This window comes from [Borrelia] turdi (genome assembly GCF_008828755.2).
Lineage (GTDB): Bacteria > Spirochaetota > Spirochaetia > Borreliales > Borreliaceae > Borreliella > Borreliella turdi.
Window position 1 is genome coordinate 160,381 of record NZ_QBLM01000001.1, and the last position, 26,593, is coordinate 186,973.

General features: G+C 28.5%; 22 protein-coding genes. 7 read left to right on the forward strand and 15 right to left on the reverse strand.

From position 1 onward, the window contains the following. Positions 1-142 precede the first annotated feature (142 nt). Positions 143-928, reverse strand: coding sequence for a septal ring lytic transglycosylase RlpA family protein (locus DB318_RS00715; RefSeq protein WP_151073658.1), 786 nt, complete (start codon positions 926-928; stop codon positions 143-145). Between the two features lie 105 nt (positions 929-1,033). Between DB318_RS00715 and DB318_RS00720 the strand changes: the two genes are divergently transcribed. Then, the gene (locus DB318_RS00720; RefSeq protein WP_151060379.1) at positions 1,034-2,041 is read left to right on the forward strand and encodes an L-threonylcarbamoyladenylate synthase; all 1,008 of its coding nucleotides are present in this window, start codon (positions 1,034-1,036) and stop codon (positions 2,039-2,041) included. Positions 2,042-2,211: 170 nt separating this feature from the next. Here DB318_RS00720 and plzA read toward each other — a convergent pair whose 3' ends face one another. Beyond that, positions 2,212-2,997, reverse strand: a complete 786-nt coding sequence (gene plzA / locus DB318_RS00725; protein WP_151060378.1) for a c-di-GMP-binding receptor PlzA — start codon at positions 2,995-2,997, stop codon at positions 2,212-2,214. Between the two features lie 309 nt (positions 2,998-3,306). On the opposite strand from plzA, the gene DB318_RS00730 reads away from it, so the two are divergent. From DB318_RS00730 to DB318_RS00750, 5 genes are all read left to right on the forward strand, one after another. Further along, positions 3,307-6,150: a penicillin-binding protein 1A gene (locus tag DB318_RS00730; protein WP_151074122.1), complete on the forward strand. Its 2,844-nt coding sequence runs from the start codon at positions 3,307-3,309 to the stop codon at positions 6,148-6,150. A 6-nt stretch (positions 6,151-6,156) separates the two neighbouring features. Continuing rightward, a complete protein-coding gene (locus DB318_RS00735) occupies positions 6,157-6,558 on the forward strand; it encodes a ParB N-terminal domain-containing protein (protein WP_151060376.1) in 402 nt (133 codons plus the stop codon). Positions 6,559-6,580: 22 nt separating this feature from the next. After that, complete coding sequence (locus DB318_RS00740; protein WP_151060375.1) at positions 6,581-8,173, forward strand: glucose-6-phosphate isomerase; 1,593 nt, start codon at positions 6,581-6,583, stop codon at positions 8,171-8,173. 64 nt (positions 8,174-8,237) lie between these two features. Beyond that, complete coding sequence (locus DB318_RS00745) at positions 8,238-9,629, forward strand: L-cystine transporter (protein ID WP_151060374.1); 1,392 nt, start codon at positions 8,238-8,240, stop codon at positions 9,627-9,629. Between the two features lie 64 nt (positions 9,630-9,693). Continuing rightward, on the forward strand, positions 9,694-11,025 hold the full coding sequence (locus DB318_RS00750) for a CoA-disulfide reductase (RefSeq protein WP_151060373.1): 1,332 nt from the start codon (positions 9,694-9,696) through the stop codon (positions 11,023-11,025). Positions 11,026-11,041: 16 nt separating this feature from the next. On the opposite strand, the gene DB318_RS00755 is transcribed toward DB318_RS00750, so the two are convergent. The 4 genes from DB318_RS00755 to DB318_RS00770 are packed head-to-tail and all read right to left on the reverse strand — an operon-like array spanning position 11,042 to position 15,507. Continuing rightward, entirely contained in the window at positions 11,042-12,385 is a 1,344-nt protein-coding gene (locus tag DB318_RS00755; RefSeq protein WP_151060372.1) for an ATP-dependent 6-phosphofructokinase, read from the reverse strand. Positions 12,386-12,415: 30 nt separating this feature from the next. Next, positions 12,416-13,387 (reverse strand): MinD/ParA family protein, encoded by a 972-nt coding sequence (locus tag DB318_RS00760; protein ID WP_151073656.1) that lies wholly within the window; start codon positions 13,385-13,387, stop codon positions 12,416-12,418. A gap of 9 nt (positions 13,388-13,396) precedes the next feature. After that, positions 13,397-14,179: a potassium channel family protein gene (locus tag DB318_RS00765; protein WP_151060370.1), complete on the reverse strand. Its 783-nt coding sequence runs from the start codon at positions 14,177-14,179 to the stop codon at positions 13,397-13,399. A 5-nt stretch (positions 14,180-14,184) separates the two neighbouring features. After that, the gene (locus DB318_RS00770; protein WP_151060369.1) at positions 14,185-15,507 is read right to left on the reverse strand and encodes a TrkH family potassium uptake protein; all 1,323 of its coding nucleotides are present in this window, start codon (positions 15,505-15,507) and stop codon (positions 14,185-14,187) included. Positions 15,508-15,603: 96 nt separating this feature from the next. On the opposite strand from DB318_RS00770, the gene cyaB reads away from it, so the two are divergent. Continuing rightward, positions 15,604-16,131 carry a class IV adenylate cyclase gene (gene cyaB, locus DB318_RS00775; RefSeq protein ID WP_151060368.1) on the forward strand — a complete coding sequence of 176 codons (528 nt, stop codon included), beginning with the start codon at positions 15,604-15,606 and terminating at the stop codon, positions 16,129-16,131. Here cyaB and DB318_RS00780 read toward each other — a convergent pair. The 9 genes from DB318_RS00780 to DB318_RS00820 form a co-directional block, all read right to left on the reverse strand. Then, a complete protein-coding gene (locus DB318_RS00780; protein ID WP_172964704.1) occupies positions 16,109-17,557 on the reverse strand; it encodes a hypothetical protein in 1,449 nt (482 codons plus the stop codon). The genes cyaB and DB318_RS00780 overlap by 23 nt on opposite strands. Continuing rightward, positions 17,544-18,173: a CDP-diacylglycerol--glycerol-3-phosphate 3-phosphatidyltransferase gene (gene pgsA / locus DB318_RS00785; RefSeq protein WP_151060367.1), complete on the reverse strand. Its 630-nt coding sequence runs from the start codon at positions 18,171-18,173 to the stop codon at positions 17,544-17,546. Before pgsA ends, DB318_RS00780 begins: the two co-directional genes overlap by 14 nt. A gap of 4 nt (positions 18,174-18,177) precedes the next feature. Next, on the reverse strand, positions 18,178-19,923 hold the full coding sequence (gene thrS, locus DB318_RS00790; protein WP_151074123.1) for a threonine--tRNA ligase: 1,746 nt from the start codon (positions 19,921-19,923) through the stop codon (positions 18,178-18,180). Positions 19,924-20,089: 166 nt separating this feature from the next. After that, on the reverse strand, positions 20,090-21,406 hold the full coding sequence (gene rodA / locus DB318_RS00795) for a rod shape-determining protein RodA (RefSeq protein ID WP_151073655.1): 1,317 nt from the start codon (positions 21,404-21,406) through the stop codon (positions 20,090-20,092). Positions 21,407-21,410: 4 nt separating this feature from the next. Then, a complete protein-coding gene (gene mrdA, locus DB318_RS00800; RefSeq protein ID WP_151060365.1) occupies positions 21,411-23,210 on the reverse strand; it encodes a penicillin-binding protein 2 in 1,800 nt (599 codons plus the stop codon). Then, positions 23,210-23,692 (reverse strand): rod shape-determining protein MreD, encoded by a 483-nt coding sequence (gene mreD / locus DB318_RS00805; RefSeq protein ID WP_151060364.1) that lies wholly within the window; start codon positions 23,690-23,692, stop codon positions 23,210-23,212. The genes mrdA and mreD overlap by 1 nt, the downstream gene beginning before the upstream one ends. Beyond that, entirely contained in the window at positions 23,692-24,537 is an 846-nt protein-coding gene (gene mreC / locus DB318_RS00810) for a rod shape-determining protein MreC (RefSeq protein ID WP_151060363.1), read from the reverse strand. Before mreC ends, mreD begins: the two co-directional genes overlap by 1 nt. Before the next feature lie 3 nt (positions 24,538-24,540). Continuing rightward, positions 24,541-25,590: a rod shape-determining protein gene (locus DB318_RS00815; protein ID WP_002557301.1), complete on the reverse strand. Its 1,050-nt coding sequence runs from the start codon at positions 25,588-25,590 to the stop codon at positions 24,541-24,543. Between the two features lie 10 nt (positions 25,591-25,600). Continuing rightward, entirely contained in the window at positions 25,601-26,569 is a 969-nt protein-coding gene (locus DB318_RS00820; RefSeq protein ID WP_151060362.1) for a tetratricopeptide repeat protein, read from the reverse strand. Positions 26,570-26,593: the final 24 nt, after the last annotated feature.

Here is a 26,593-nt window from a genome sequence, read left to right on the forward strand (position 1 = left end):
AACAGTTACTTAATAGATTTAAATTTTTTTAAAAAACATTACAATTTTTAGAATAAAAAACCACTATAAAAGAATTGATAATAAATATTATCATAAGATTTTAAAAAGTCGATAAACAATTTTTATAAAAAAATTTAAAAAATTAATCCATAACAAGACTCTCGCCCGGAACCCTGGTCTTTCTTACTAAAGTATCTTTATATCCAGCAGATTTAATCAACTCTATATTTCTTTGAACATTATCAGCACTCGTAGGAATAAAAACAGTATAAAACGGCCCATGAGAATTTACCACAACAAAAAGACCTGCTTTTTTTAATATTCGATAAGCTCTATCAGCATAATCTTTTTTTCTATAAGATCCAACTTGTATATAAAAATCTGTTTCTTTGTCAGCAGAAATTGAATAATCGGCTGACAAATTTGAAGATTTATTAATAGAAATATTCTTCTCTGATTGCCTGGTTTTCTTTTCTTCTTCAATCTCAGGAGTATTAAATGCTTTTTTAAAATCACCAGATTTTGATACAGAAGGTCTTTTTTCATTTACACTTTCAATGACTTCGATTTTTACAGGAGCAACTCCTATTCCTAAAAAATCAAGCTTCTCAGCGGCATGTTTTGATAAATCAATTATTCTATCTTTCCTAAAAGGACCTCTATCATTAATTCTTACAACAACTGATCTATTATTTAAAAGATTTGTAACCTTCACAGCAGTGTTAAAAGGCAATTCTTTATGAGCAGCAGTAAGAGCCATCATATCAAATTTTTCGCCATTAGCAGTAGTTTTCCCATGAAAAGCTTCGCCATACCATGAAGCAAGACCTACTGTAGCGGAATTTATATAAGAAGTAACAAAAAAAAATATAAACAGAAAAATAAAGCTTCTATTATCTCTTAAGATGGCATCAATTAAATTTCTCATAATGTTCATTATAATATAAAAACATATTTCAATAAACAATTGAACTCACAAATTGCTTATTTGCATTTTTTTTGATTTAATTATAAAAAGAAAAAAGTCTAAAAAATGATATCAACAGAAATAATCACCAGCAATCAAATACAAAAAGCAGCAAAGCTTATCAAAATAGGAGAGCTTGTTGTATTCCCAACAGAAACAGTTTACGGAATTGGCGCAAATGCTTACAATGAAGATGCTGTAAAAATGATTTTTTTAGTAAAAAAAAGACCTATTAACAATCCTTTGATAGTACACGTCGACACAGTAAAAAAAATAAAAGAATTATCAGAATATATTCCCAAAAGTGCGCTAATGCTAATTAAAAGATTTAGTCCAGGCCCTTTAACTTATGTTCTTAAAAAATCTGTAAAGATATCCAGATTTGTAAGTGGAAACTTAGACACAGTGGCAATAAGAATTCCTGCAAATAAAATAGCTTTAAACTTAATCAAAACATCTAAAGTCCCCATAGTAGCGCCATCTGCAAATATATCAAAAAGACCAAGCTCAACAAACTTTGAAATGGCCTTAAAAGAATTAAATGGACTTGTAAAGGGAATAATAAAGACAGAAAAAAGCAAAGACTTTAACATTGGAATCGAATCAACTGTAATTGGATTTGACCTAAAAGATAATGTGCTAATATTAAGACCGGGTGCAATAACAAAAAACATGATAGAAAAAGAGCTAAAAGGAAAATATACAGTAAATTATGCACAAACAAAAATAGAATTAGAAAAATCACCCGGCAACGTAATAGAACATTACAAACCAAAAATTCCTGTCTATTTATTTAAAGGTCAAGACAACATAAGAAAATATTTAAACAAAGATACAAAAATACTTATCACAAAACCTACTCTAAAATCCTATTTATTTAACTTTTTGTGGGATAAAAAAAATATTACGGTATTTAATACTCTTGAAGAATATGCACAAAATCTTTACAAAGAGTTAGTCAATTCTGAGAACAACTATAAACAAATCCTTAGTGAATTCTTAAAAGACGAAGAACTTGGATACTCGATAAACAATAGAATCAGAAAAGCTAGTTCAAATAGATTTATTAAATAAAAATAAAGCTAAATTATTCTTTTAAAAATTTAAATCGTCTAAAACATAGTACAACAAACTTCTTCTCCACACAACCTTAACGAACCAGTAAATTAACAATCAAATAAACTTAACCCGATTATTACAAAGCAAATTTTCACATAACCATAAGAAAAAATTCAATCTTTTGATTAATTAAAATAATCATGGATTAGCATAGTATATTCAAGGGGTATTTTGTCCTCATCAAAAGCAATACCAAGCGCGAAAACCTTTCCATTGGGCGTCTGGATAACACTTAAACTTTTTGATTTACCCTCAATAAAAATCTCTTTATCCATAAATTCAAAACTAAAAATCAAATCAATTGAATCATCCTTGACATTCCCATAATCAAAAGAAGAAATTATTAAAGCACCCCCATAAGATAAATCTTTTATTAAGCATTTATGTTTTAATCCATTAAACTTGATAAAAGCTTTATCAGAGTCAATTTTTAGCTTTCTAATAGAATCTTTATCAACAATAATTCTCTCATGAATTCTTTGATTTTGCCCAAGTTTTAAATCAAGAAGTTTTCCAACCTTAATAGCAATCTCTTCTGGCACAGGAGATAAAAATTCCAACGTTAATAAATTGTATTCTTTATCTTGAGAAGAATAAGCAGAGGCGCTTAACAGTTTTACAGACAAAAAGGGAAAAAAAGCCGTGCTATTCTTGGAATCTGAATTTTTCTTAAGTTGAATAGAGCCTAAATTTTTATTTTTAGCCAAAGCGGGCAATACAGTATCTTCTTGAAAAATAAGCTTAAGAGAATCCATAGAAATAGAATAAATTACTCCAAGCGCAGAATAAACACCTATCTTCATCTCAATAGTATTGCGAAGATTTAAAAAACTATTTATCTCTGTACTCATTTTAATTTCTTTGCCCCTATACTTAGCTCCATAATCTCTTATTTTTCTAGATAAAAGCATAAACCTCTCCTTTCTCCTTTTTTTTTAATATAAAAATAAAAATACTAAACAGAGTTTAAAACTGCTTTAAATAGCTTTAAACCAATAAAATTATAGACAAACTTAATCAACAATCAACAAATCTACTCTTAAAATCAAAACATAACATCACCCAACTCTTACAACTTACAACATACATCATTTGTTTAATTAATAAAATTAAAAATGGTGTTTACATAGTGTAAAATTATAACAATAATTTTACACTATAACAATCAACTTATAATATTATTAATTCTTATACACTTATAGTATACTTTAGTAAAAAGTATGAAATTAAATAGACTTGATTTGAAAAAAATAAATAAGCATAAGCTACTTATTTATTTAACATATTTCACAGTTAGTTTTTCTATTATCGCAGTGTCATTAGCAATATCTAAGACTATAAACATACAAAAAGATAAAAATTTCGGATATGTAAACCCAGCAGTTCCTTCAAGGCTTTTAGATATCAATGGAAAACAAATAACTCAATTTATATCTGATGAGAATAGAGAATTAATGCCTTTGAGAAAAATGCCTGACAATCTAATTAATACACTCTTAATACGAGAAGATATTGGTTTTTTTTCTCATCGAGGTTTTTCCTTGATAGGAATATTTAGAGCCGCATTTAATATTATTCTTGGTAGATATTTTTCAGGAGGCAGTACACTAACCCAACAACTTGCAAAGCTTCTCTACACAAATCAAGCAAGAAGATCTATTTTGAGGAAATTACATGAAATATGGTGGGCAATTCAACTTGAAAAAAAACTCTCAAAATACGAAATATTAGAAAAGTACCTTAATAAAGTTTATTTTGGAAACGGCAACTATGGAATAGTTGCAGCATCAAAATTCTTTTTTGGCAAAAGTGTAAATAAAATCAATACAGCAGAATCCGTGATGATGATAATCCAACTCCCAAATGCAAAACTTTATTCTCCTCTTTACAATCCAGAATTTTCAAAAAAAATACAGCGTGCAGTTTTAAACCAAGTTGTATCAAATGGAATAGTAAAAGCCGAAATTGCTGAAAAAGAATTTAATGAATATTGGCAAAATTATGATTGGACTAGAATGGCTGATACATCTGCGGTTTCAAACAAAAAAGACCAGGCCCCTTATTTCTCTGAATACATAAGACAAAAAATACTGAAATATTTACCAGATGGCGCAAATATATATAAGGATGGATACTCAATATACTCAACTCTTGACCTTGAAGCACAAAAATATGCAGATAAAGTTACAAACGATATGATTACTAAAGCAAGAACAATGCATAATTTAAATAGATCATCTGAAACAATAATTATTAATTCAGAAATTGTCCCTGTAGTAGATGCAATATCAGATTTATTAGGAATTAAAAATTTAAGAATAAATGGAAGGCAATATAAAAAACTAAGAAAAAGAAAATTTTACGAAGACAATATTGATCTAATTGCAAGCTTTGGGGCAATACTTGGAATTGATAAAATAGATAAAGCAACAAAAGAATATATTATTAAAAATAAATTAACACCAAAACTCATTGCACAGCCTGAAGGAGCAATGATAGCAATAGACACAACAAGCGGAGCAATAAGAGCAATGGTTGGGGGAAGTGGCCATGCTAAAGACAATGAATTTAATCGAGCCACACAAGCAAAAGTTCAACCTGGAAGTGCATTTAAAACATTATATTTTGCAGCCGCAATAGATCTAAAAAAAATAACAGCCGCCACGATGTTTTCAGACTCCCCGGTAGCATTTCTAAATAAAAACGGAGAAGTTTATGCTCCAGAAAATTATGGTGGCAAATGGCGAGGTAACGTTTTAACACGACAAGCATTAGCTTTGTCTTTAAATATTCCATCATTGAGAATATTAGACAAACTGGGTTTTGACTCTGCGATTAGCTACTCCTCAAAACTACTAGGAATAAAAGATCCAAAAGAAATAGAAAAAACATTCCCAAAAGTTTACCCACTAGCACTCGGTGTAATATCGGTTTCTCCAATCCAAATGGCAAGAGCATTTGCAATTTTAGGAAATAGTGGTAACGAAATCGAACCTTATGGAATAAGATACATTGAAGACAGAACTGGAAGAATAATAACAAATGAAGAAGCAAACATATTAGCTAAAATAAAAAATAAAGAACATCAAACTCAAATAGTGTCTCCTCAAGCTGCTTATATCATTACAGATATGATGAAATCAACAATTCAATACGGAACCTTAGCAAATCAAAGATATACAAATCTCAAAAATTTTAAATCTGACATTGCTGGAAAATCAGGAACAACCCAAAATTGGGCAGACGGATGGGCAATAGGATACTCCCCTTATATAACAACAGCATTTTGGGTTGGATTTGACAAAAAAGGATATTCACTAGGAATATCTGGAACAGGAACAGGATTGGCGGGGCCTAGTTGGGGAGAATTCATGGCAGAATATCACAAAAACCTACCTAAAAAAGTTTTTGTAAAACCTTCAGGAATAATTAGTATCCCTGTACAAGCAGAAACAGGACTATTACCAGAAGAAATTGCTGAGGAGAAAATAATAAATGAACTATTTATTTCTGGCACCCAACCAATTGAAAAATCAAAATACTATGAAAATAAATTGAAATTTAAAAATACAATGGAATTTAATATATATGGAATTGATGAGATTAACAACAACGAAATTAATTTTGACACTCCAGAATTTGAATATCTTGATAATAATCTTGAAAACCTAAACAACAACAATAATAATAATCTTGAAAACCTAAACAACAACAATAATAATAATCTTGAAAACCTAAACAACAACAATAATAATAATCTTGAAAACCTAAACAACAACAATAATAATAATAATAATAAAAAAAATAACGATGAAATAGAAATTAACATTCAAGAACCCTTAAATGAAATAGAAAATAAAAATTTACAACAAGGTCCAATAAACATTAACAACAATAATAAAGAAGAAATGTTTATTAAAAACACCAAAGAAATTAAAGACGAAGTCATTGTTAATAAAAGAAAAACAGAAGAACAAGACAAAAAAGAATTAGATTTACACAACAATGAAAATAAGAAAATTAACAATAAAGACGTCAACGGAGAAGATATCCAATTGGATTAAAACAATATGTTAATAGATATAGATCAAATAAAAATAAAAAAAAGAATTAGAAAAAATGTAGGAGACATTGAAACTCTTAAAAACAGTATTATAAAGCATGGATTAATTTATCCAATAATAATAGATAAAAATAAAAATTTAATAGCGGGATTTAGAAGATATCAAGCCTTAAAAGAAATCGGATATAAAGAAGCTGAAGTAAAGGTAATCTCAATTGAAAACAAAAAAACTTTACTTGAAATTGAGCTTGATGAAAATAATGTCAGAAAATCATTTACAAAAAGTGAAGCAAACGAAGGTGAAGCTTACTTAAAAATTTATTCTGAAAGTAATTTAATAATAAGATTCCTTAAATTTATTATCTTAAAAATTAAAAACATATGGAAAAGAAAAAATAGAAAAATTTAAACCATAGAAAAGGGGTGTGTTTATGATAAATTACAAAAATCTTAATGAACTTGAAAATTTCAAAGTTCTTGAAGGAATTGCTCCAGAAATGCTAAAAACCGCATTAACTGGAAAAAGAATAAAAGAGTACGACATTACACTAGAAGGGGATAAAGTGCATTATAATTATGCTTCAAAGCAAATTAATGAAAACCACCTTAAAATTTTTCAAAATTTAAGCGATGAAGCAAATTTAATAGAAAAATATAAAGAAGTACTTGATGGGAAAAGAGTCAATATTAGTGAAAATAGAAAAGTCCTACATCACCTTACAAGAGGACAAATTGGTAAGGACGTAATAGAAGACAATAAAGAAAATATGAGAGAATTTTTCCAATCAGAACTTGAAAAAATATATAATTTTGCAAAGCAAATCCATTCTGGAAATATTAAAAGTGCAAATGGTAAAAAGTTTAAAAATGTAGTTCAAATAGGAATTGGTGGATCCAGCCTAGGACCTAAAGCGCTTTATAGCTCAATAAAAAATTATGCAAAAAAACACAATCTGGCTTTAATGAATGGCTATTTCATTTCAAACATTGATCCAGACGAATCAGAAGAAGTGTTAAATAGCATTAATGTTGATGAAACGCTTTTTATTATTGTCTCAAAAAGTGGAAACACATTAGAAACCAAAGCTAATATGCAATTCTTAATAAACAAATTAAAATTAAATGGCATAAAAGAATATAAAAAACAAATAGCCATCATAACACTCAAGAATAGCATGTTAGCACTAGAGGAAAAAGGATATCTTGAACATTTCTTCATGCACGATTCAATAGGTGGAAGATTTTCTCCAACATCATCAGTTGGGCTTACGCTACTTACTCTTTGCTTCACAGAAAAAATTGTAAAAGAAATTATAAAAGGGGCCAATAAAACTGATAAAAAATCATTAAATAAAAACGTAAAAGACAATGCACCTCTATTAGCAGCACTAATTAGTATATACGAAAGAAATGTTCTCAACTACAGTAGCAACTGCATCATTGCTTATTCTAAGGCAATGGAAAATTTTTATCTTCACTTACAACAGCTTGAAATGGAAAGCAATGGGAAAAGTGTAAACAGGTTTAACGAAACAATAAACTATAAGACTGTAAGAATAATTTGGGGGGGCATTGGAACAGATGTTCAACACTCATTCTTTCAAATGCTTCATCAAGGAACAGATATAGTTCCAATGGATTTCATAGGCTTTAGTGAAACACAACTTAAAGAAGATGTAATATCTGATAATAGCTCAAGCAATGATAAATTAAAAGCAAATTTAATAGCCCAAATAATAGCATTTTCAAAAGGAAAAGAAAATAGCAATAAAAATAAAAATTTTAAAGGCGAGAGACCTTCTGCATTAATATATTCAAAAGAATTAACACCTTATACAGTAGGATCAATACTCTCCCATTATGAAAATAAAGTAATGTTTGAAGGATTTTTATTAAATATAAACTCATTCGACCAAGAAGGGGTTCAACTGGGGAAAATTCTTGCTAATCAAATTTTAAAAAATAACACCTCTGAAGATGAAATAATAGAATCTTATTCTAAAAAAATATTAAAACAAGATTAATTAATTTTAAATATATACCCTTAAGTTTAAAAAAGAATGCACTAAGCTTATACAAGAGGTAAGAATGGATAAGGTAAGTATATTATATACATTGATCAATATTGTGGCTATGTTTATTCTAATCAGCATAATTTATCTTTGTAAAAGAAAAAATGTTTCTTTTACAAAAAGAGTGTTTATATCGTTAGGGCTAGGAATATCATTTGGAATGACTATCCAATATTTTTATGGCACAAATTCATCTATAACAAACGAAACTGTCAATTGGATAAATATTTTGGGTGATGGATACGTAAGGCTTCTTAAAATGATTGTAACCCCTTTAATAATAACATCAATAATCTCTGCAATAATAAAATTAACCAACAGTAAAGATGTTGGGAAAATGAGCTTATTTGTAATATTAGTACTAGTATTTACAGCAGGCATTGCTGCTGTAATTGGCATTTTCACTGCTTTAATATTAGGATTAACAGCTGAAGGACTGCAAGCAGAAGCGAGCGAAATTTTACAAGGTGAAACATTACAAAAAGGCCTTGAAATATTAAATCAAACACCAATTACAAAAAAAATAGCAGAGCTTATTCCACAAAATATATTTGAAGATATGGCCGGACTTAGAAAAAGCTCAACAATCGGAGTTGTGATCTTGTCAGCTATCATAGGAATAGCTGCCCTTAAAACATCTATCAAAAAACCAGAATCAATAGAATTTTTTAAAAAAATAATATTAACGCTTCAAGACATAATATTAGGAATAGTAACTTTAATTTTAAAGCTAACACCTTATGCTATATTAGCTTTAATGACAAAAATTACAGCAACCAGCGAAATTAAAAGCATAATAAAACTTGGAGAATTTGTAATTGCTTCCTACATTGCCATAGGCCTTACATTTCTTATGCATATGGCATTAATTGCAATAAACAAATTAAACCCAATTACTTTTATAAAAAAAATATTCCCAGCACTAACATTTGCATTCATATCTAGATCTAGTGCTGCAGCTATACCTATTAATATAGAAATTCAAACTAAAAACCTAGGGGTAAGCGAAGGAATAGCAAACTTATCAAGCTCCTTTGGAACATCAATTGGGCAAAATGGTTGCGCAGCACTTCACCCCGCTATGCTTGCCATAATGATAGCACCAACTCAAGGAATAAACCCTACAGATACTTTATTTATACTCACACTTCTTGGATTAATAATAATAACTTCATTTGGAGCTGCTGGAGCTGGCGGGGGTGCAACAACAGCTTCACTAATGGTGCTCTCAGCAATGAACTTTCCAGTAGGATTGGTAGGACTTATAATATCTGTTGAACCTTTAATTGACATGGGAAGAACAGCTGTTAATGTAAGCGGTTCAATGCTTGCTGGGGTTATATCTGCTAAAAGGCTTAAGCAATTCAACCCAAATATATACAACAAAAAAGAGTTAATAAATAAATAAAATAAAATAAATAAAATAAATAAAATAAATAAAATAAATAAAATAAATAAATGGAAAAACAATTATGAAAATAATAATTATTGGGGGCACAGCAGCAGGAACTAGTGCAGCAGCCAAAGCAAAACGCTTAAACAAAAAACTAGACATTACTATATATGAAAAAACAAATATTGTATCTTTTGGGGCTTGTGGCCTACCCTACTTTATAGGAGGATTTTTTGACAATCCAAATACAATGATCTCAAAAACACAAGAAGAATTTGAAAAAACTGGAATCTCTATTAAAACTAACCACGAAGTTATCAAAGTCAATGCAGAAAGCAATACAATTGTAATAAAAAATCAAAAAACAAAAAGCATTTTCAACAATACTTACGACAAACTCATGATAGCAACTGGTGCAAAACCTATTATCCCAGCAATCAATAATATCGATCTAGAAAATTTTTATACGCTAAGAAATTTAGAAGACGGTCAAGAAATAAAAAATTTAATGGACAAAGAAGAGATTAAAAATATAGTAATAATTGGTGCTGGATATATTGGAATTGAAATGATAGAAGCAGTAAAAAATAAAAGAAAAAATGTAAGATTAATTCAACTAGACAACCATATACTAACAGATTCCTTTGACGAAGAAATAGTTAAAATAATGGAAGAAGAGCTAATACAAAAAGGAGTTAATCTTCATACAAGCGAGTTTGTAAAAAGTTTAATAGGAGAAAAAAAGGTAGAAGGAGTAGTAACAAACAAAAACACTTATCAGGCTGATGTTGTTATACTTGCTACTGGAATAAAACCTGCTACTGGATTTTTAGAAAATCAGCTTAAGACTACTACAAATGGAGCAATAATTGTAAATGAATATGGCGAAACTAGCATAAAAAATATTTTTTCTGCAGGAGATTGTGCAACTATTTATAATATAGTAAGCAAAAAAAATGAATACATCCCCCTGGCAACAACGGCCAACAAACTTGGAAGAATAGTCGGTGAAAATTTAGCTGGAAATCGTGTTCCATTTAAAGGTACATTAGGCTCAGCTTCAATTAAAATACTATCTTTAGAAGCTGCAAGAACAGGGCTTACAGAAAAAGATGCACAAAAGCTTCAAATAAAATATAAAACAATTTTTGTAAAGGATAAAAATCATACAAATTATTATCCAGGCCAAGAAGATCTTTATATTAAATTAATTTATGAGGAGAATACCAAAATAATCCTTGGAGCACAAGCAATAGGAAAAAATGGAGCTGTAATAAGAATCCATGCTTTATCAATTGCTATTTATTCAAAACTTACAACAAAAGAATTGGGAATGATGGACTTCTCATATTCTCCACCATTCTCAAGAGCCTGGGATATATTAAATATTGCTGGAAATGCTGCCAAATAAAAAGAATTTAATTAATTTAATTCTTCATGCTAATCGGCTGTCCCGTACTTGAGAGAACGTCTCTCCAAAAAGAACCATTTGGATTAACCTTATTTCTGTCAATTACTGCCATCTTAATCGGTATATGCACAAATTTTGTACTCCACAAACTAATTAGCATTTTTGTCTTACCAGACATTGCAGCATGCACAGCGTTTGACCCAAGTCTAGCACAATAAAGAGAATCACTAGCATTAGCAGGCGAACTTCTAATAATATAGCTAGGATCAATGTATTTAAGAGTAAATTGTATATTTTTTGCTTTAAAATATTCTGTAATTTTATCCTTAATATAAAGCCCAATATCCTCATAAAGCAAATTACCAGAATCATCTTTCTTGCGAGGAAAATGATCAAAATACTTTTGACCTGCTCCTTCTGCTATCAATATTACTGCATGAGGAATTTCTTCTAAGCTTTCTTTTTCTAAAAGTCGTCTTTCAAGATGAACAAGAAATCCATTAGGACCCTCTATGTCAAAATCAAGCTCTGGAATTAAACAAAAATTAACATCATTAGAAGAAAGCGCGGTATGAGCAGCTATAAAGCCAGAATCCCGTCCCATAACTTTAACAAGCCCAATGCCATTATAAGCGCTATTAGCTTCAAAATGAGCACCAGCAACAGCTGCAACAGATTGTTCTACAGCTGTCTCGAATCCAAAAGATTTTTGAACAAACATAAAATCATTGTCTACAGTTTTAGGAATACCCACAACTGCTATTTTTAAATTTCTTTTTTCTATCTCCTCAGCAATAAGAAGAGACCCCTTTTGAGTACCATCTCCACCAATATTAAAAATCATATTAATATTCATTCTCTCCAAAGTATCAACTATTTCCACAGGCTTAATACCACCTCTTGAAGATCCAAGAATTGTACCGCCAAATTTATTAATATCATCAACAACATCTGGATTAAGATTAATAAAAGGCGAATTTGACTCAGGAAGAAGACCTTGATATCCAAACTTTACACCATAAATATTGCGAACTCCATAAATTTTCCATAAAGTTCGCACAATAGAACGAATAACATCATTAAAGCCGGGACAAAGTCCACCACAAGTAGTAATAGCAGCTTTAACGTGTCTGGGTACAAAATAAATTTTTTCTCTAGGTCCGGCTTTCTCTAAAAGAACATCTTCATATTTATCTCCCTCATCCTCATTTCTATATACACTAAACTTAATTTTATTTTTTTCATTAACAAAATGTGAAGAACCCTCACCAGCATAAAAATCAATCAAAGGATTGTTTTGCTTACATTCTCCTAAACTATCTATTTTAAAATCTAAATTTTCATTTTTAATTCTATACACCAAATGCTCCTTTATAGTATTATAACCTATTTACTTTCTAATAAATTGACTTTGATCTTTAATCATATCGTATATGTCGTCGTAAATATAAGGAGACCCTTCAACAGGAGATTTAATTAAATTGCCAGCTATGAATTCAAAATATTTATTCAATTTTGAATTTTTCTCAAAATCAATAAATGGTACTCTATTATTAATAGCCTCTCTAAAACTTTTTGCAAAAGGCACAAAACCTATAAACTCTATTGGTATATTAATATTATTTTTAACAACATTAATCAAATTTTCACACATGGCAATCTCTTCGCTAGTTTCTATTCTATTTAACACTACTCTAGGATAAAAATTATTCATCATCTTCTTAACTTTCAAAGAAGAACTCAAAGAAATAAATTCAATCCCAACAACCAAATCTTTAAACCCAAGCTTTGTTCCTTCAATCTTATCTTTAAAAAAATTACCAATATAATCTCGCTCAGGACTTTTTTGCGGAAAGCCTAAATATAAAAGACGGAAAAGAGCATTCTTTAAAAAAGAATAAGCATTAAGTATGGAAGGGGTTTCTGGTACTGTAACAATTATACCGCTATAAGATGCCAAATAAAAATCTATTGTATTATAAGAAGTTCCAGATCCTAAATCTAAAAAAATAAAATCAGCAATAAGATCTTTTTGAATGGCTTCTATAATCTTTTTTTTAGCAGAAAAAGGAAGATTTGCCGTTCCTGTATAAAGAGCATCACCTGGAATAAGATAAAGTTTATCATAAGATGTTTTACATACTAAATCTGAAAAACTTTTATCCTTTCTATTAATAAAAGAACCAATGCCCACGCCCTTATTTTTAACACCCAAACACGTATGTAGATTAGAACCTCCAAGATCAAGGTCAACAAGTATTACAGTTTTACCTAAAGTAGAAAGCTTATATCCAACATTTGCAACAAAAGATGTTTTTCCAACACCACCTTTGCCACTTGCTACAGGAATAATTTTAGTCATTATTAAATCCTAATTATCCTTACGATCTTTTTGAAAAATTTTCATAAAATTAAAAATCCCTACAAATCTTGATTTTTTCTCAGTATCTTTATTTAAATTTTCATCCTCCTTAGAAACCGAAATTAAATCTTTAATTAAATCTTTATTGTTTGTAAAATTTTCAATACTATCTGGTTTCCCACAAATTACAATTTTATCATCTTTTAAAAAAAAATAATCGCCATCAACAAATTCATATCTAGAATTACTTAAATTCCTAACAGCAATAACTGTAATCCCACATTCTCTTCTAAGATCAGCCTCAAAAAGAGTTTTACCAACATATTCTTTAGGAATAACAGTTTCAGCAACAATAATATCATACCCAATAATATTATAAGTTGAAAGATTAGGAGATACTAATAATGGGGTTAATCTTCTTGCAGCATCTTTACTTGGAAATATAATTTTTGTTGCACCAAGAGTTTTTAATATTTCAGCATCATCTCTATTTTCTGTCTTAACGCATATTTCCCTTAAACCTAAAAGATTGCAATAATGAGTTACAAGAGCACTTTTGCCAAGATCATCATCAAAGTCAATCACAACAGCATCTGTATCTACAGGAATTATTTTTTTCAAAGCATTTTTAGTAAATTGCTCAATAACAAAGCTTTCTGTAGATATCACATCATATTCTTCAACAAGCTCTTTAGATGTATCTATAATAATAATTTGACAATCAAGTCTGCTTAAATCTTCAAGTAGGTGAATTCCTAAATTACTAAGCCCAATAATAACAAATGTCTTCATATGCTTCAACCAACCAAAATATCTTGCCTTGGCCTTGTAAATTCTTCAAAACGCGACTTTCTTGAAACAAAAACAGCCATTGAAAAAAGCCCTATTCGTCCTGCAAACATAGTAAAAATTATAATAACTTTACCCCAAAATGACAAATCCCTAGTTACTCCAACTGAAAGACCAACTGTTCCAAAAGCAGAAAATACTTCATAGCCCAAATCAATAACTTTCCAATTACCAGATCCTCCCTCAAAAAAAAGAAGCATAAAAAAAGAAAAACTTACAATAAAAATAGCTCTTGCAAAAAATAAAAGTGCAAATCTTATACTGTCTATTGAGACCTTGTAAGACCCAATAATATATCCATTGCCGTTTTGATTTTTAACAACAGCTAATATAATTAAAAAAAATGTCGTAATCTTAATTCCTCCTGCAGTTGAACCGGGTGCCCCACCAATAAACATAAATGGCAAAGAAACTATTTGAGTTCTTCCACTTATCAAAGAATTATCAAGATAATTAAAGCCTGCTGTCCTGGTACTAATCGAATAAAAAATTGAATTAAATATTAAAGTAATCACTGAATAGCCATCTTTTAATTTGTGCATCTCTGTAAAAAAAAATAAAATTGCACCAAATATAATTAAAACAAAACTTAAAGAAAAAACTATTTTAGCATGAAGTGATAGTTTTTTTTTGTTCTTAATAGTATTCCTTACATCTCTATAGACCATAAACCCAAGCCCACCACAAATTATTAAAATAGAAACCACAACTATGGCCTCAGGAACATCTTTCCATGCGTAAATACTCTCAGAATGCATAGAAAAACCTGCATTGCAAAAAGCAGAAATTGTTGTAAATAAAGCCTCTAAAAATGAAATATCAACCCCCCTAAGTTTAAAACAAATAAGTATCAATATTAAACCTATCATTTCAATTGAAAAAGTTATAAACAATATACTTTTTAAAATTCTAATAGGATTATATTCTATATTTGAAAGGGAATACTGCTTTATTATTCTTGCATCTGTTAAATTCATTTTCTTTTTAGGTATAAGCAAATAAAAAGTAGTAATACTTATAAATCCAAGCCCCCCAAGCTGAATTAATAACATTATCAAAATAAATCCAAAAGTAGAAAAACTTTCTATTTTAACCGTTATAAGCCCTGTAATACTTACAGCAGAAACAGCAGTAAAAAGAGCATCAATGTATGCTAATTTGCCATCACCTCCCCAAGAAATAGGCAGCATTAATAAAAGAGAGCCTATAAGCATAATTAAAACAAAATAACTAAAAAGTAAAAACTTATCGCTAAATTCAAATTTCAACATATCATACAAAAAGCTGTTTAAATTATTAAAAATCTATCTTATATAGCATAATATTTTAACATTGAAATATTATCATAATTACATTATTTTTAATATATGTTAGAAATAGAATTAAAAGCATTTATTCCCCCAAAAGAGTTAAAAAGAATTATCAAGTTAGCAAATAAAAAATTCAAGTTTATTAAAGAAGAAATAAAAACTGACATCTATTACTCAAACCTAAAAAAAATTATAAGAATAAGAAAATTAAATACTCTAGAAAAAATTGTTACATTTAAAAAGAAAATATTAGACAATAACAATGCTATAGAAATTAATAAAGAGGTAGAATTTAAAATAGATAATGTTAACAATTTTTTAATCCTTATAAAAGAACTTAAATTTAAAAAACTATACAAAAAGATAAAAAAAAGTTTAGTTTATCAAACTAATAATTTAAATATAGAAATAAATGAAATAAAAAATCTTGGATTTTTTTTAGAAATAGAAAAAATAATTAACAATCAAAATGATATAGATTTAGCAAAAAAAGAAATTATCAATATAATTAATCAATTTGGCTTAAAAGAAAACCTTGAAACTAGAACTTACTTTGAATTACTTAAATTGGCAAAACTAAAGTAAAAAATAATTCATTGGAATTAGTACTTAACGTAGAGACTAAAAGCCCTTGATTGCCATAAATTCCAATCTGGGGACTAGTAACATTACTCTTAAAATACTCTAATTTATTTAAAAAATACCAATTCTTATTTTTAAAATAAATTAATCTCACATTGTTACTGTCTTCAAAAGCTAAAAACAAATTATTTTTATAAAGCCCAATATCAATACTTAACCCTTCCACTTCAATATTAGGGCTTATATTAATCCATCTATTGCTTTTTAAAGGACAAATGCTTACAATGGGCCTATTCTCAGAAAGAAAACTCATAATTATTTGATTAAAATTAGAATCAAAAAAACCTTTAATAAAATTAGCCATATAAACAGAAGAAATATTTGCATTTACCCAAGCATTCTCATTGTTTACAATAAATTCAGATTTAATTTCATTATTTGACTTATAATTATAAAAAATACCCAAAAAAGGTTCGGATATTAGCCCAATGTTTGATGAATTAACATTAGCATCACCTTTGCTTAAATAAGAATGTATTACATCAGTCCAAACACTTCCATAGCCCATATTTGATATTAAATTTATTTTATATTCACCTTCAATTTCCCTTAAATATGTCAAATATAATCTATCTTTTAAATCAATACTAATATTTAATAAAGATCCAAAATTTTCTATGTACCCAGGACTAATATCAATCCATTTTCTACTATTAAACTTTTTAACTACAAGTTCACTAGCGAAATCGGAACCTGATTTCGTAACAAAAGCAATATATAAATTTCCTTTTGAATTAATTGAAAAATCAAAATTAACTATATTAGTAATATTTCCATTAACAGATGAATCAAGATTAAACCAACCAACATCCTCAATAAACTCAGCAACTTTAATATCATCGCTATTTTCTAGCTGATAAGCAATATAAATATTGCTTTTATAGATCCTTAATACATGCTTTTTAAGCTTGTTAGTTAAATTTAAAACAGGCAAATCTTTTAAAGTAAAAAATAAATCTTCTTTTTCAATCTTAGGTGTTTTAGCTTTCAAGGAATTGCTATTTAAAATTGAAAAATCTAAATCTGTAAGCGAAAACTTTATGTTTTCATTTTTAGTGCCAACGTATATTATTGCATAAAGAGAATTTTTATCTAATCTTATTTTAAAATCTCTTCTTTTTATTTTATCAGTTATGTACTTTTTATTAGAAATATCATAAATTTTAAAAACAAAATCAGAATTTGAACTCTTATCTAAAGTCAAAACATAATCAGAAGATTTGCTAACTTTTAAATAAACGCTTCCTTTCCCATTTCTGCTTAAAATGCTTAATGGACTAATTTCTGTTAATATTTGATTTACTTGAGCTTGAATAAAAGAAAGATTTATAAATAAAAATAGCAAAATTAATGTCTTATTTGTCTTCATATTTTTTTACATTCAAGAATATTAATACATAATCTAAAAATGATAAAATTGCAAAAAAAGCAGCACAAACATACGTTGTTTGAACAATAAATAAAAATTTGAATTCAAAATTTAAAATGTAGCTAATAAAATTTTGAGTCGGCTCTGTAAAACTCAGTTGATTTAAAGTATAAAACAAAAGACTTGCAAAAGTAGAAACAGCATAAAGAATTGACTTTAATTTTCCCAAAAAATTGGCTTGTTGAACTATATTAAACTGAATGATTAAATTTCTAACAAAACCAATAGAAATTTCACGATAAATAAATATTACAAAAAAATAATAAGGGGTTATGCCTTTGTAAAAGAAAAAAACAAAATATGTTAAATGCTGTAAAACATCCGCATAAGGATCTAAAATTTTACCCACATTACTAACAAGATCAAATTTTCTTGCAAGGTACCCATCAATAAAGTCAGTAAATTCATTAAAAATGATTAAAAACCAAATAATTCCAAAAAACAAATATGGAGAAAAAATATTTTCCAAAAAAAATAAAATTAATATAATAAAAGAAAGTATAATCCTGGCTAATGTTATCTTATTAGGAGTAATAACCTTGATTAAATTATTCAATTTATCAAATCTCCTTATCTCTTATTTTTAATAAAATAAGTTTGAGAGCTTCGTCAAGTTCAATTCCATTTATTTGCTTATTTGTTCTTGTTCTAATAGATATTTTCTCTTCTATTGCTTCTCTTTCTCCAATTATAAACATATAAGGTATTTTTTTAGTCTGATATTCTCTAATTTTAGCATTCATTCTTGAGGAGCTATTATCAAGTTTTATTCTAATCCTTTCATTTTTAAATTTATTAAAAACCTTAATAGCATAATCTTCTACAACATTGTTAACAGGAATGATTACTACTTGAACAGGAGACAACCATAAAGGAAACACTCCACCATAGTGCTCTACAAGAATTCCAAAAAATCTTTCAATAGAACCCAACAAAGCTCTATGAATCATAAATGGTCTTTTTTCTTTACCATCCTCAGCAGTATAAGTCATATTAAATCTCTCAGGGAGATTAAAATCAAATTGAACTGTACTCATCTGCCACTCTCTCTCAAGCGAATCGACTATCTTAAGATCAATTTTAGGTCCATAAAAAGCACCTCCTCCTTCATCAATTTCATAAGGAACTTCAAAATCAATTAACGCCTCTTCAAGAACTTTTAAAGACATTTCCCAATCAGTATCATTTCCAACAGACTTGTCAGGCTTTGTAGAAAGATACGCCTTTAAGTTATTAAAGCCGAATTTACTCCACATATAAATAGCAAACCTAATAACTTCTTTAATCTCATCTAGAACTTGAGAATGAGTACATATAATATGAGCATCATCTTGAGTAAAACCTCTTGCTCTCATCATGCCATGCAAAGCGCCTATCTTTTCATAACGATATACAGTACCAAGTTCAGCCCATCTAAATGGCAAATCTCTGTAAGAATGCTTGCCTGTATTGTAAATTGCAATATGAAAAGGACAATTCATGGGTTTAAGATAATAATCGCTTTTATCCATTTCTATTTTTTCAAACATGCTATCCTTATAAAAGTCTAAATGACCAGAAATTTGCCAAAGCCAAGATTTACCAACATGAGGAGTATAAAGAATATCATACCCATTTTTATAATGCTCTTCTCTCCAAAAATCTTCTATTAAAGCTCTTATTTTGGCCCCATTGGGATGAAAAAAAACAAGCCCTGGCCCAATCTCTTCATGAATAGAAAATAAATCAAGCTCTTTTCCAAGCTTTCTATGGTCTCTTCTTTTTATTTCCTCTCTCAAATTAAGATAAGATTTTAGATCTTTTTCATTATTCCATAAAGTCCCATAAATTCTAGTGAGCATTGTATTTTTTTCATTGCCTCGCCAATAAGCTCCAGCAATACCAGTAAGCTTAAATGCCTTTGGATCAATTTTATTCATATTCTCAACATGAGGACCCCTACAAAGGTCAATAAAATTGTGACTCTTGTAAATAGAAATTTCATTTTGTAAATCAAAATTTTTAATCAAATCAATCTTATAAGGCTCATCTTTAAAAATTTCAAGAGCCTGCTCTACGCTTATTATCTTTTTTTCAAAAGAACTACCGGTCTTTAAAATTTCTCTCATTCTATTTTCTATATCCAAAAGAGAGTCTTCTGTAATTTGCTTTTTAAATTCAAAATCATAATAAAACCCATCTTTAATAGGGGGCCCTATTGCAATTTTGGTATTTGGAAATAAATCACGCACAGCTTCTGCCATAACATGGGCTATTGAATGTCTTTTTTTGTAAAGAATATCTGCTTTATCTAAATCTTTGCTCACAATAATACCTTTAATCTTTCGATTTTTATTAAAAAATTAAAATTTACATTTATCACTTTTAAGTAAAAATACGCACCTCGAATATTTATAATTACTAAATTTAAATATACAAAAAAATTTTCTAAAAAAATAGAGATAAGAAAACAAAAAAATTAAAAATAAATTCTCAATCCATAGCAACTATTGATTCAATATTAAAATAAAAAGACATTGCTAAAAAAAATGTAATAGTAGAAGAACCCCCATAAGATAGGAAAGGAAAAGGAATCCCAGTAATAGGAAGAACTCCTAAAGACATTCCAACATTAAAAGAAGTATGAAAAAATAAAAGCCCCAAAATTCCAGATATTACCAAAGCCATATACCTATCTTGACATTTATTCATTATTATCAAAAATTTTAAAAAAAGAAAAAAAAATAATATTAAAATAGTGCTAACACCTAAAAACCCAAACTCTTCAGCAAGAATAGAGAAAATAAAATCTGTGCTTTGAGACGGCACATAATTAGCATGAGTATAAGGTCCCTTTAAAAATCCTTTGCCCAAAAGACCCCCAGAACCAATTGCTATTTTAACCTGATTTAAATTCCAACCAGCACCCTTAGCATCAATAGCCGGATCTAAGAAAACTAAAAAACGTTTAATCTGATAAGTCTTCATTAACTTTGAAAGGATTTTTGAAAACACTATTGAAACCAATAAAATAGAACTTGCAAAAAATACATAAAAATAAATTATTTTAATACTCAAGCCATATTTAGCAATAAAAAATCCTAAAACAGAAATCAAAAGTATTAATAGCAACACTCCTATTATTACTCTAAAATAAAAAGGATTTGAAAAAATAAGATAAAATACATTACCCATATTCACCTTATATTCATACCAAACTGGCAAAATTGCAAAAACAAAAGAAAAAAACCCTATCAATGCAAATGCTAAAACGTAATGTAAATCTATCCCTGCAAAAAAAGAAATAAATATAAAAATAGTTAAATATACTATTGCTGTACCAAAATCAGGTTGCAATAATATAAGAATTACCGATGGAAAAATTAACAAAAATGCAGTAGTAAAGATAAAAAATTCATTATAACCTTTTTTTTCAGTATAAAATTTTGAAAGGGTTAAAATAATAATAACTTTACCAAATTCAGAAGGCTGTCCTCCAAGCTTCCATATACCAATCCAAGACCTTGCTCCGTTTATAGTCATTCCAAAAAATGCAGTAAAAATTAAAGCCAATATTAATAAAAAATATAAAGGATATACCATGCTATAAACAAATTTTAAATCATATTTACCTACTATAAAAATTATAAAAAATCCAATAATTACCCAAAAAGTTTGTTTTATATATTCATTCTTAGTTAACAATCCACTAATATTATAATCGCTAGAATAAATCAGCAATATACCAACAAAAGAAACTATAAGCAAACTTATTAAAGCTAAATAATCATAATTTTTTCTAAAAACCATTAATCTACCTGATATACCATGGCCTATAACCTTTAAGAATATCTTCATAACTTTGATTTGCGAAAATACCCTGCATTATTAAATCTGTAGATTTTGCAGGCCACCAATCTACATTGCTTTTTGCCTCAACTAAACTAAAAACAATAATTTGATTCTCAACTGAACCATTATAAGGAGCAAGTCCAATAAAAGAGCTATTTTCAAAACCATCTATACCGGTTTGACCAGTACCTGTTTTGCCTCCCACTTTAACAGCTTTAGTAAGAACTGCATATCTTGCTGTACCATAAGTTACAACACTTCTCATATATTTTTTTAAAAGCTTAAATGTGTTCTTACTAATAAGATTTGTCTTTCTTAGTATTTCTGGCTTATTCTCAAGAATAACCTCACTTGTACCACCCTTTAAAATTTTATTCACAATTCTAGGCTTATATATAACACCTTCATTTGCAATCATAGCAACCATATTAACAATCTGAATAGGAGTAGCATTTAAAAAACCTTGACCTATTGAAAAATTTACAGTATCTCCTCCTACCCAAGGCTGATTAAAAGTTTTTTCTTTCCACTCAGGGCTAGGAAGAAGCCCAGATACTTCATTTGGCAAATCAATTTCTGTTTTTTCTCCAAACCCAAATTCCTTTGCATATTTTCTAATTTTATCAACCCCAAGATACTTAAGTCCAAGTGTATAAAAATAAACATTAGAAGAATGTGCAATTGCCTCTTCTAAATTAACATAACCATGACCACCGGGCTTCCAACAATGAAAAATTCTGTTTCCAACTTTAAAATATCCAGGACAATAAATTTTACGATCTTTATCTATAACTCTCTCCTCAAGAATAGCAGCAGCAACAACCAATTTAAAGATAGATGCTGGTGGATAAACAGATTGAATAGCTTTATTTAAAAAAGAGTAATCTTCCTTATTATATTTATTGTAAACATCTTTCATAGAATAATAAGGATAATTGTGAAGAGCAAGTACAGCGCCTGTTGATGGTTTTAATACCACAACAGAACCATACCTTTTACCTAAAGCATTCTTAACAAGATCTTGAATATCTTTATTAATATTAAGTACAACATCATTACCTGGTACCATATTCCTTATAATAGAACCGTCGTCTATTCTTCTCTCCTTAGAATCCACTTTGTATTTAATTAGCCCCTCTTGACCTCTAATATAATTATCATAAACTTGTTCAATACCTAACTTTCCAATCGTAGAAGTATTATCATACCCACTAACATTATAAAACGTTCTCAGTTCTCTTTGATTTATTTGCCCAACATAGCCTATTGAATGCGAATATGAATCGTCAACTAAATAGTTACGCTTAAAAGAATAGGCCCACAAAAGAGCAGGATAATAAAACTTTTTTTCAGAAATTTTAAACAACATCTTAGGAGTAAGTTCGACTATCTCAACATCTTTGAGATATCCACCAGGCTCTTGAAGCTTAGATAAAATAATTGATTTATCAATATCCAAAGTACTTGATAAAAAGTCTATCATCTCAATTCTAGTAGCAACAGGCATATTATAATACTGTTGCAAACTTATCTTTAAAACAAACATAGTTAAATTATTTGCCAAAATATTAGAATTAGAGTCTAAGATTTCACCCCTTGAGGCATTGATTTTTTCTAATCTTGTTAAAAAAACATTAGCTTCTCTATCATAAAATAAATGCTTACCAATTTGCATTTGAAATAAAATCGCTAGATAAAGCACCATAATTGCTATTAAAAAGAATATGCCAAACTTGTATCTAAAATTTGTTATAACACCCACTAATAATCCTCTTTAAAGGTATAAAAATTTCTAGTAAAATAATTTTGAATTGGATATAAAAAGTTAATAAACATTATATTTACAACAAGATCAAGGTTAAAAATTGAATAATTAAAAGATTTTAAATCTATTAAATCATAAAATAAAATAGCTAAAAACCATAATATAACTTTTGAAAGAATAAAAAATATTGTCATGCTAAGCATATTTTTAGGCATTAATAACTTTATTTTATTGTTAAAATAAAATATTATTGTATACCCAAAAACAAAAAATCCAAGTGACAATCCTGTAAAATAATCCATAAGAAGACCATATAAAATGCCGGATAATAACCCCACATTAAAAATAAAATTTAAAGAATTAAAAACTAGAAAAATTAAAAAAATATCTATTGAAAAATAAAAATAAGTTGCAAAATAGTGTTGAAAAATTTTACCTAAAAATGCACTAGAAATGAAATATGTTAAAAATGCTACCATTATTCACCAATCTCTTTGTTGTTTTTAATAAGAAAAACATACTCAAGCTTATCTAAAACTATAGCTGGCTCTACTTCTATTTTTAAAAGAGAATTGTAATCAAGAATATGAAAATTTGTAATCTTTCCAATATAAATGCCAACTGGATATTCACTAAAACCAGCAGTAACAATAGAATCACCTATCTTTAAATCTTTTTCAGCAAGTCTATTAACATAATTCATTTCAAGTTTTTTGCCATAACCATTGCCTTCTACAAGGCCTATAAACCGGCTACTTTGAATCCTTGCCGATACAAAATTTTCATAATTAGTTAAAGGCAAGATTTTAGCAGTATTAGAATAAACCTTTACAACTTTGCCTACAAGACCACTAAACCCATCTTGATATGCAACTGCTATCATATCCTTTTCTATCCCATCATTGAATCCTTTATTAATAGCCATTAAAGTCGATATATTTGAATAATTTAGATATATAATCTCTGCTGAAATAAAATCATTAGGACTTGAGGAATAAAAATTTAATTGCTCTTTAAGCCGAACATTCTCTTGCCTTAATGATTGTATATTCTTAGTTACTATTTCAAGCTGTTGTATCCTTTTTTTATAAAATTCTATTTTGTCTTTATAATTCTTGTATTCACTTACAGTTTTAAAAACATTGGAAATAAAACTAAAAATTCCATGCATTCTACTTTGAATATAAGAATTAAGAGTAAAAAACAAAAAATTATCAGGCTTTCTCCTTTGAATACTGCTTGAATCATAAATCATAAAAACAAAAGAAACTATCAACACTAAAAATACTTTGATAAAATTTTTGAATTTAACAAGAAAATTCATAACTTATTCATTGATAAAACTGTAAATATTCTTACTAATATCTATTCTGTTAGCATAATCATAAAATAATCCAGCACCAACAGCCACAGAGAGAAGCGGATTGTCTGCAACATAAACAGGAACTCCTGTCTCTTTTGAAAGAAGTCTATTTAAACCCTTAAGAAGGGCACCTCCTCCTGTCAAAATGATACCACGCTCAACAATGTCTGTAGCAAGCTCTGGCGGAGTTGCACCAAGAGTACGCTTAACTTCATCTACAACAACATTAATAGGTTCTTGCAAAGACTCTCTTACCTCCATAGAATCAACAAGCTGCTTTCTAGGAAGACCTGTTACAGCATCTGTGCCCTTAATATCTATTTTTTCTACCCTTAAATTTTGAATATCAGGGTATACATTTCCTATCTTAATTTTTAATTTTTCTGCTGTCTGTTGACCAATTATAATATTATGAGAATTTCTCATATACTTTATTATACTCTCATCAAATTCGTCACCACCAGTTCTAATTGCTCTACTTACAACCATACCACCAAGAGAAATAACCGATATTTCTGTAGTTCCACCCCCAATGTCACACACCATGTGGCCTGTAGGTTCAAAAATAGGAATATCAGATCCAATAGCAGCTGCAAGAGATTCTTCTATTACCTTAACTTCTCTTGCACCTGCATTCATTGCACTCTCTTTTACAGCTCTTCGCTCAACCTCTGTAATACAAGTTGGAACACCTATTACCATTCTTGGCTTAAAAAACAATTTTTTACGAGAAAAAATTTGATTAATAAAATATTTAATCATCTTCTCTGTATTTTCAATATCAGCAATAACTCCATCTCTAAGTGGGCGAACGGCTTTAATATTTTCTGGGGTTTTCCAAAGCATTTTTTTAGCGTTTCGGCCAACTGCAACGACCTTATTGCCTTTAGTAATATCTATTGCAACAACAGAAGGCTCACTCATAACCACACCATAATCTTTAATATAAACTAACGTATTACATGTTCCAAGATCAATACCAATATCTATCAAAAAAGACTTAAACAAATTCAAATCAACCTCCCTAAAAGTCTTCCAAAGTAATTCCAAGCCTCTCTCTTGCTGATTCTAAATAAGGATTAAGATTGAGAGCTTCTCTCCAGTATTTTCTAGCTTTAGGATAATCTTTATCTCTTTTCCTATATATATCTCCTATTTTAACATAAACGCTAGAATTTGAACTATTAATTTCTAGAACTTTATTATAGTAATTAAAAGCATTGTCATAGTCACCTTTATCTAATAGAATGTCTCCATATAGCAAATATACCTTTTGAATTAAATTTTCATCCGTTTTCTCACCCTTTGACAATTTTTCCTGCTCTTCTTTTATTATTTTTTTTATATACTCGATGCTTTTGTTTACATCATTCAACTTATAATTAACATAAGCTAAACTCCAAAGCACTAAATCAGATTTATTTTCATTATAAGCTTTTTCAAAAAACTTTAAACTGGACCTGTAATCTCTTAAAAGCTGATACGAATACCCCAAATATTCAAAAATATCTTCTTTAATATTCATGAAATCAAAATTATCAACACTTAAAGCCTTCTTCAAAAATTTTACAGCAAGTTCACTATAAAACTCTCCTTTATGAGAATATGCCTTTCCTAATATATAATACAAAGGACCTATAGAAACTCCATTATTTATAGAAATTAAAAATCTTAATCTTTCTATGGATTTATCTAAAAATTCTCCTTTTAAATATCCTTCATTTACTATCAAAGAATAATAAAAGTATGAAAATCCCAAAAGCAAATTTAAATTAAAATCAAATCTATGATTTTTAATATCATTCTCAGCATAATCTATTATTTCTTTATATTCTTTTTTATCCCACAGCAAAAGCAAATCAACTTCTGTTGGCCCTGCTTTTAAATAAGAATTAGAAAAAGATTTAAAATATGACAAGATATAATAAATTAAAAAAACAAAAATGAAAATCATAAATAAATAAACAATGTATCTTAAATACCTTATTTTCATTTAAAACTCTCTTTTGGGCTTATG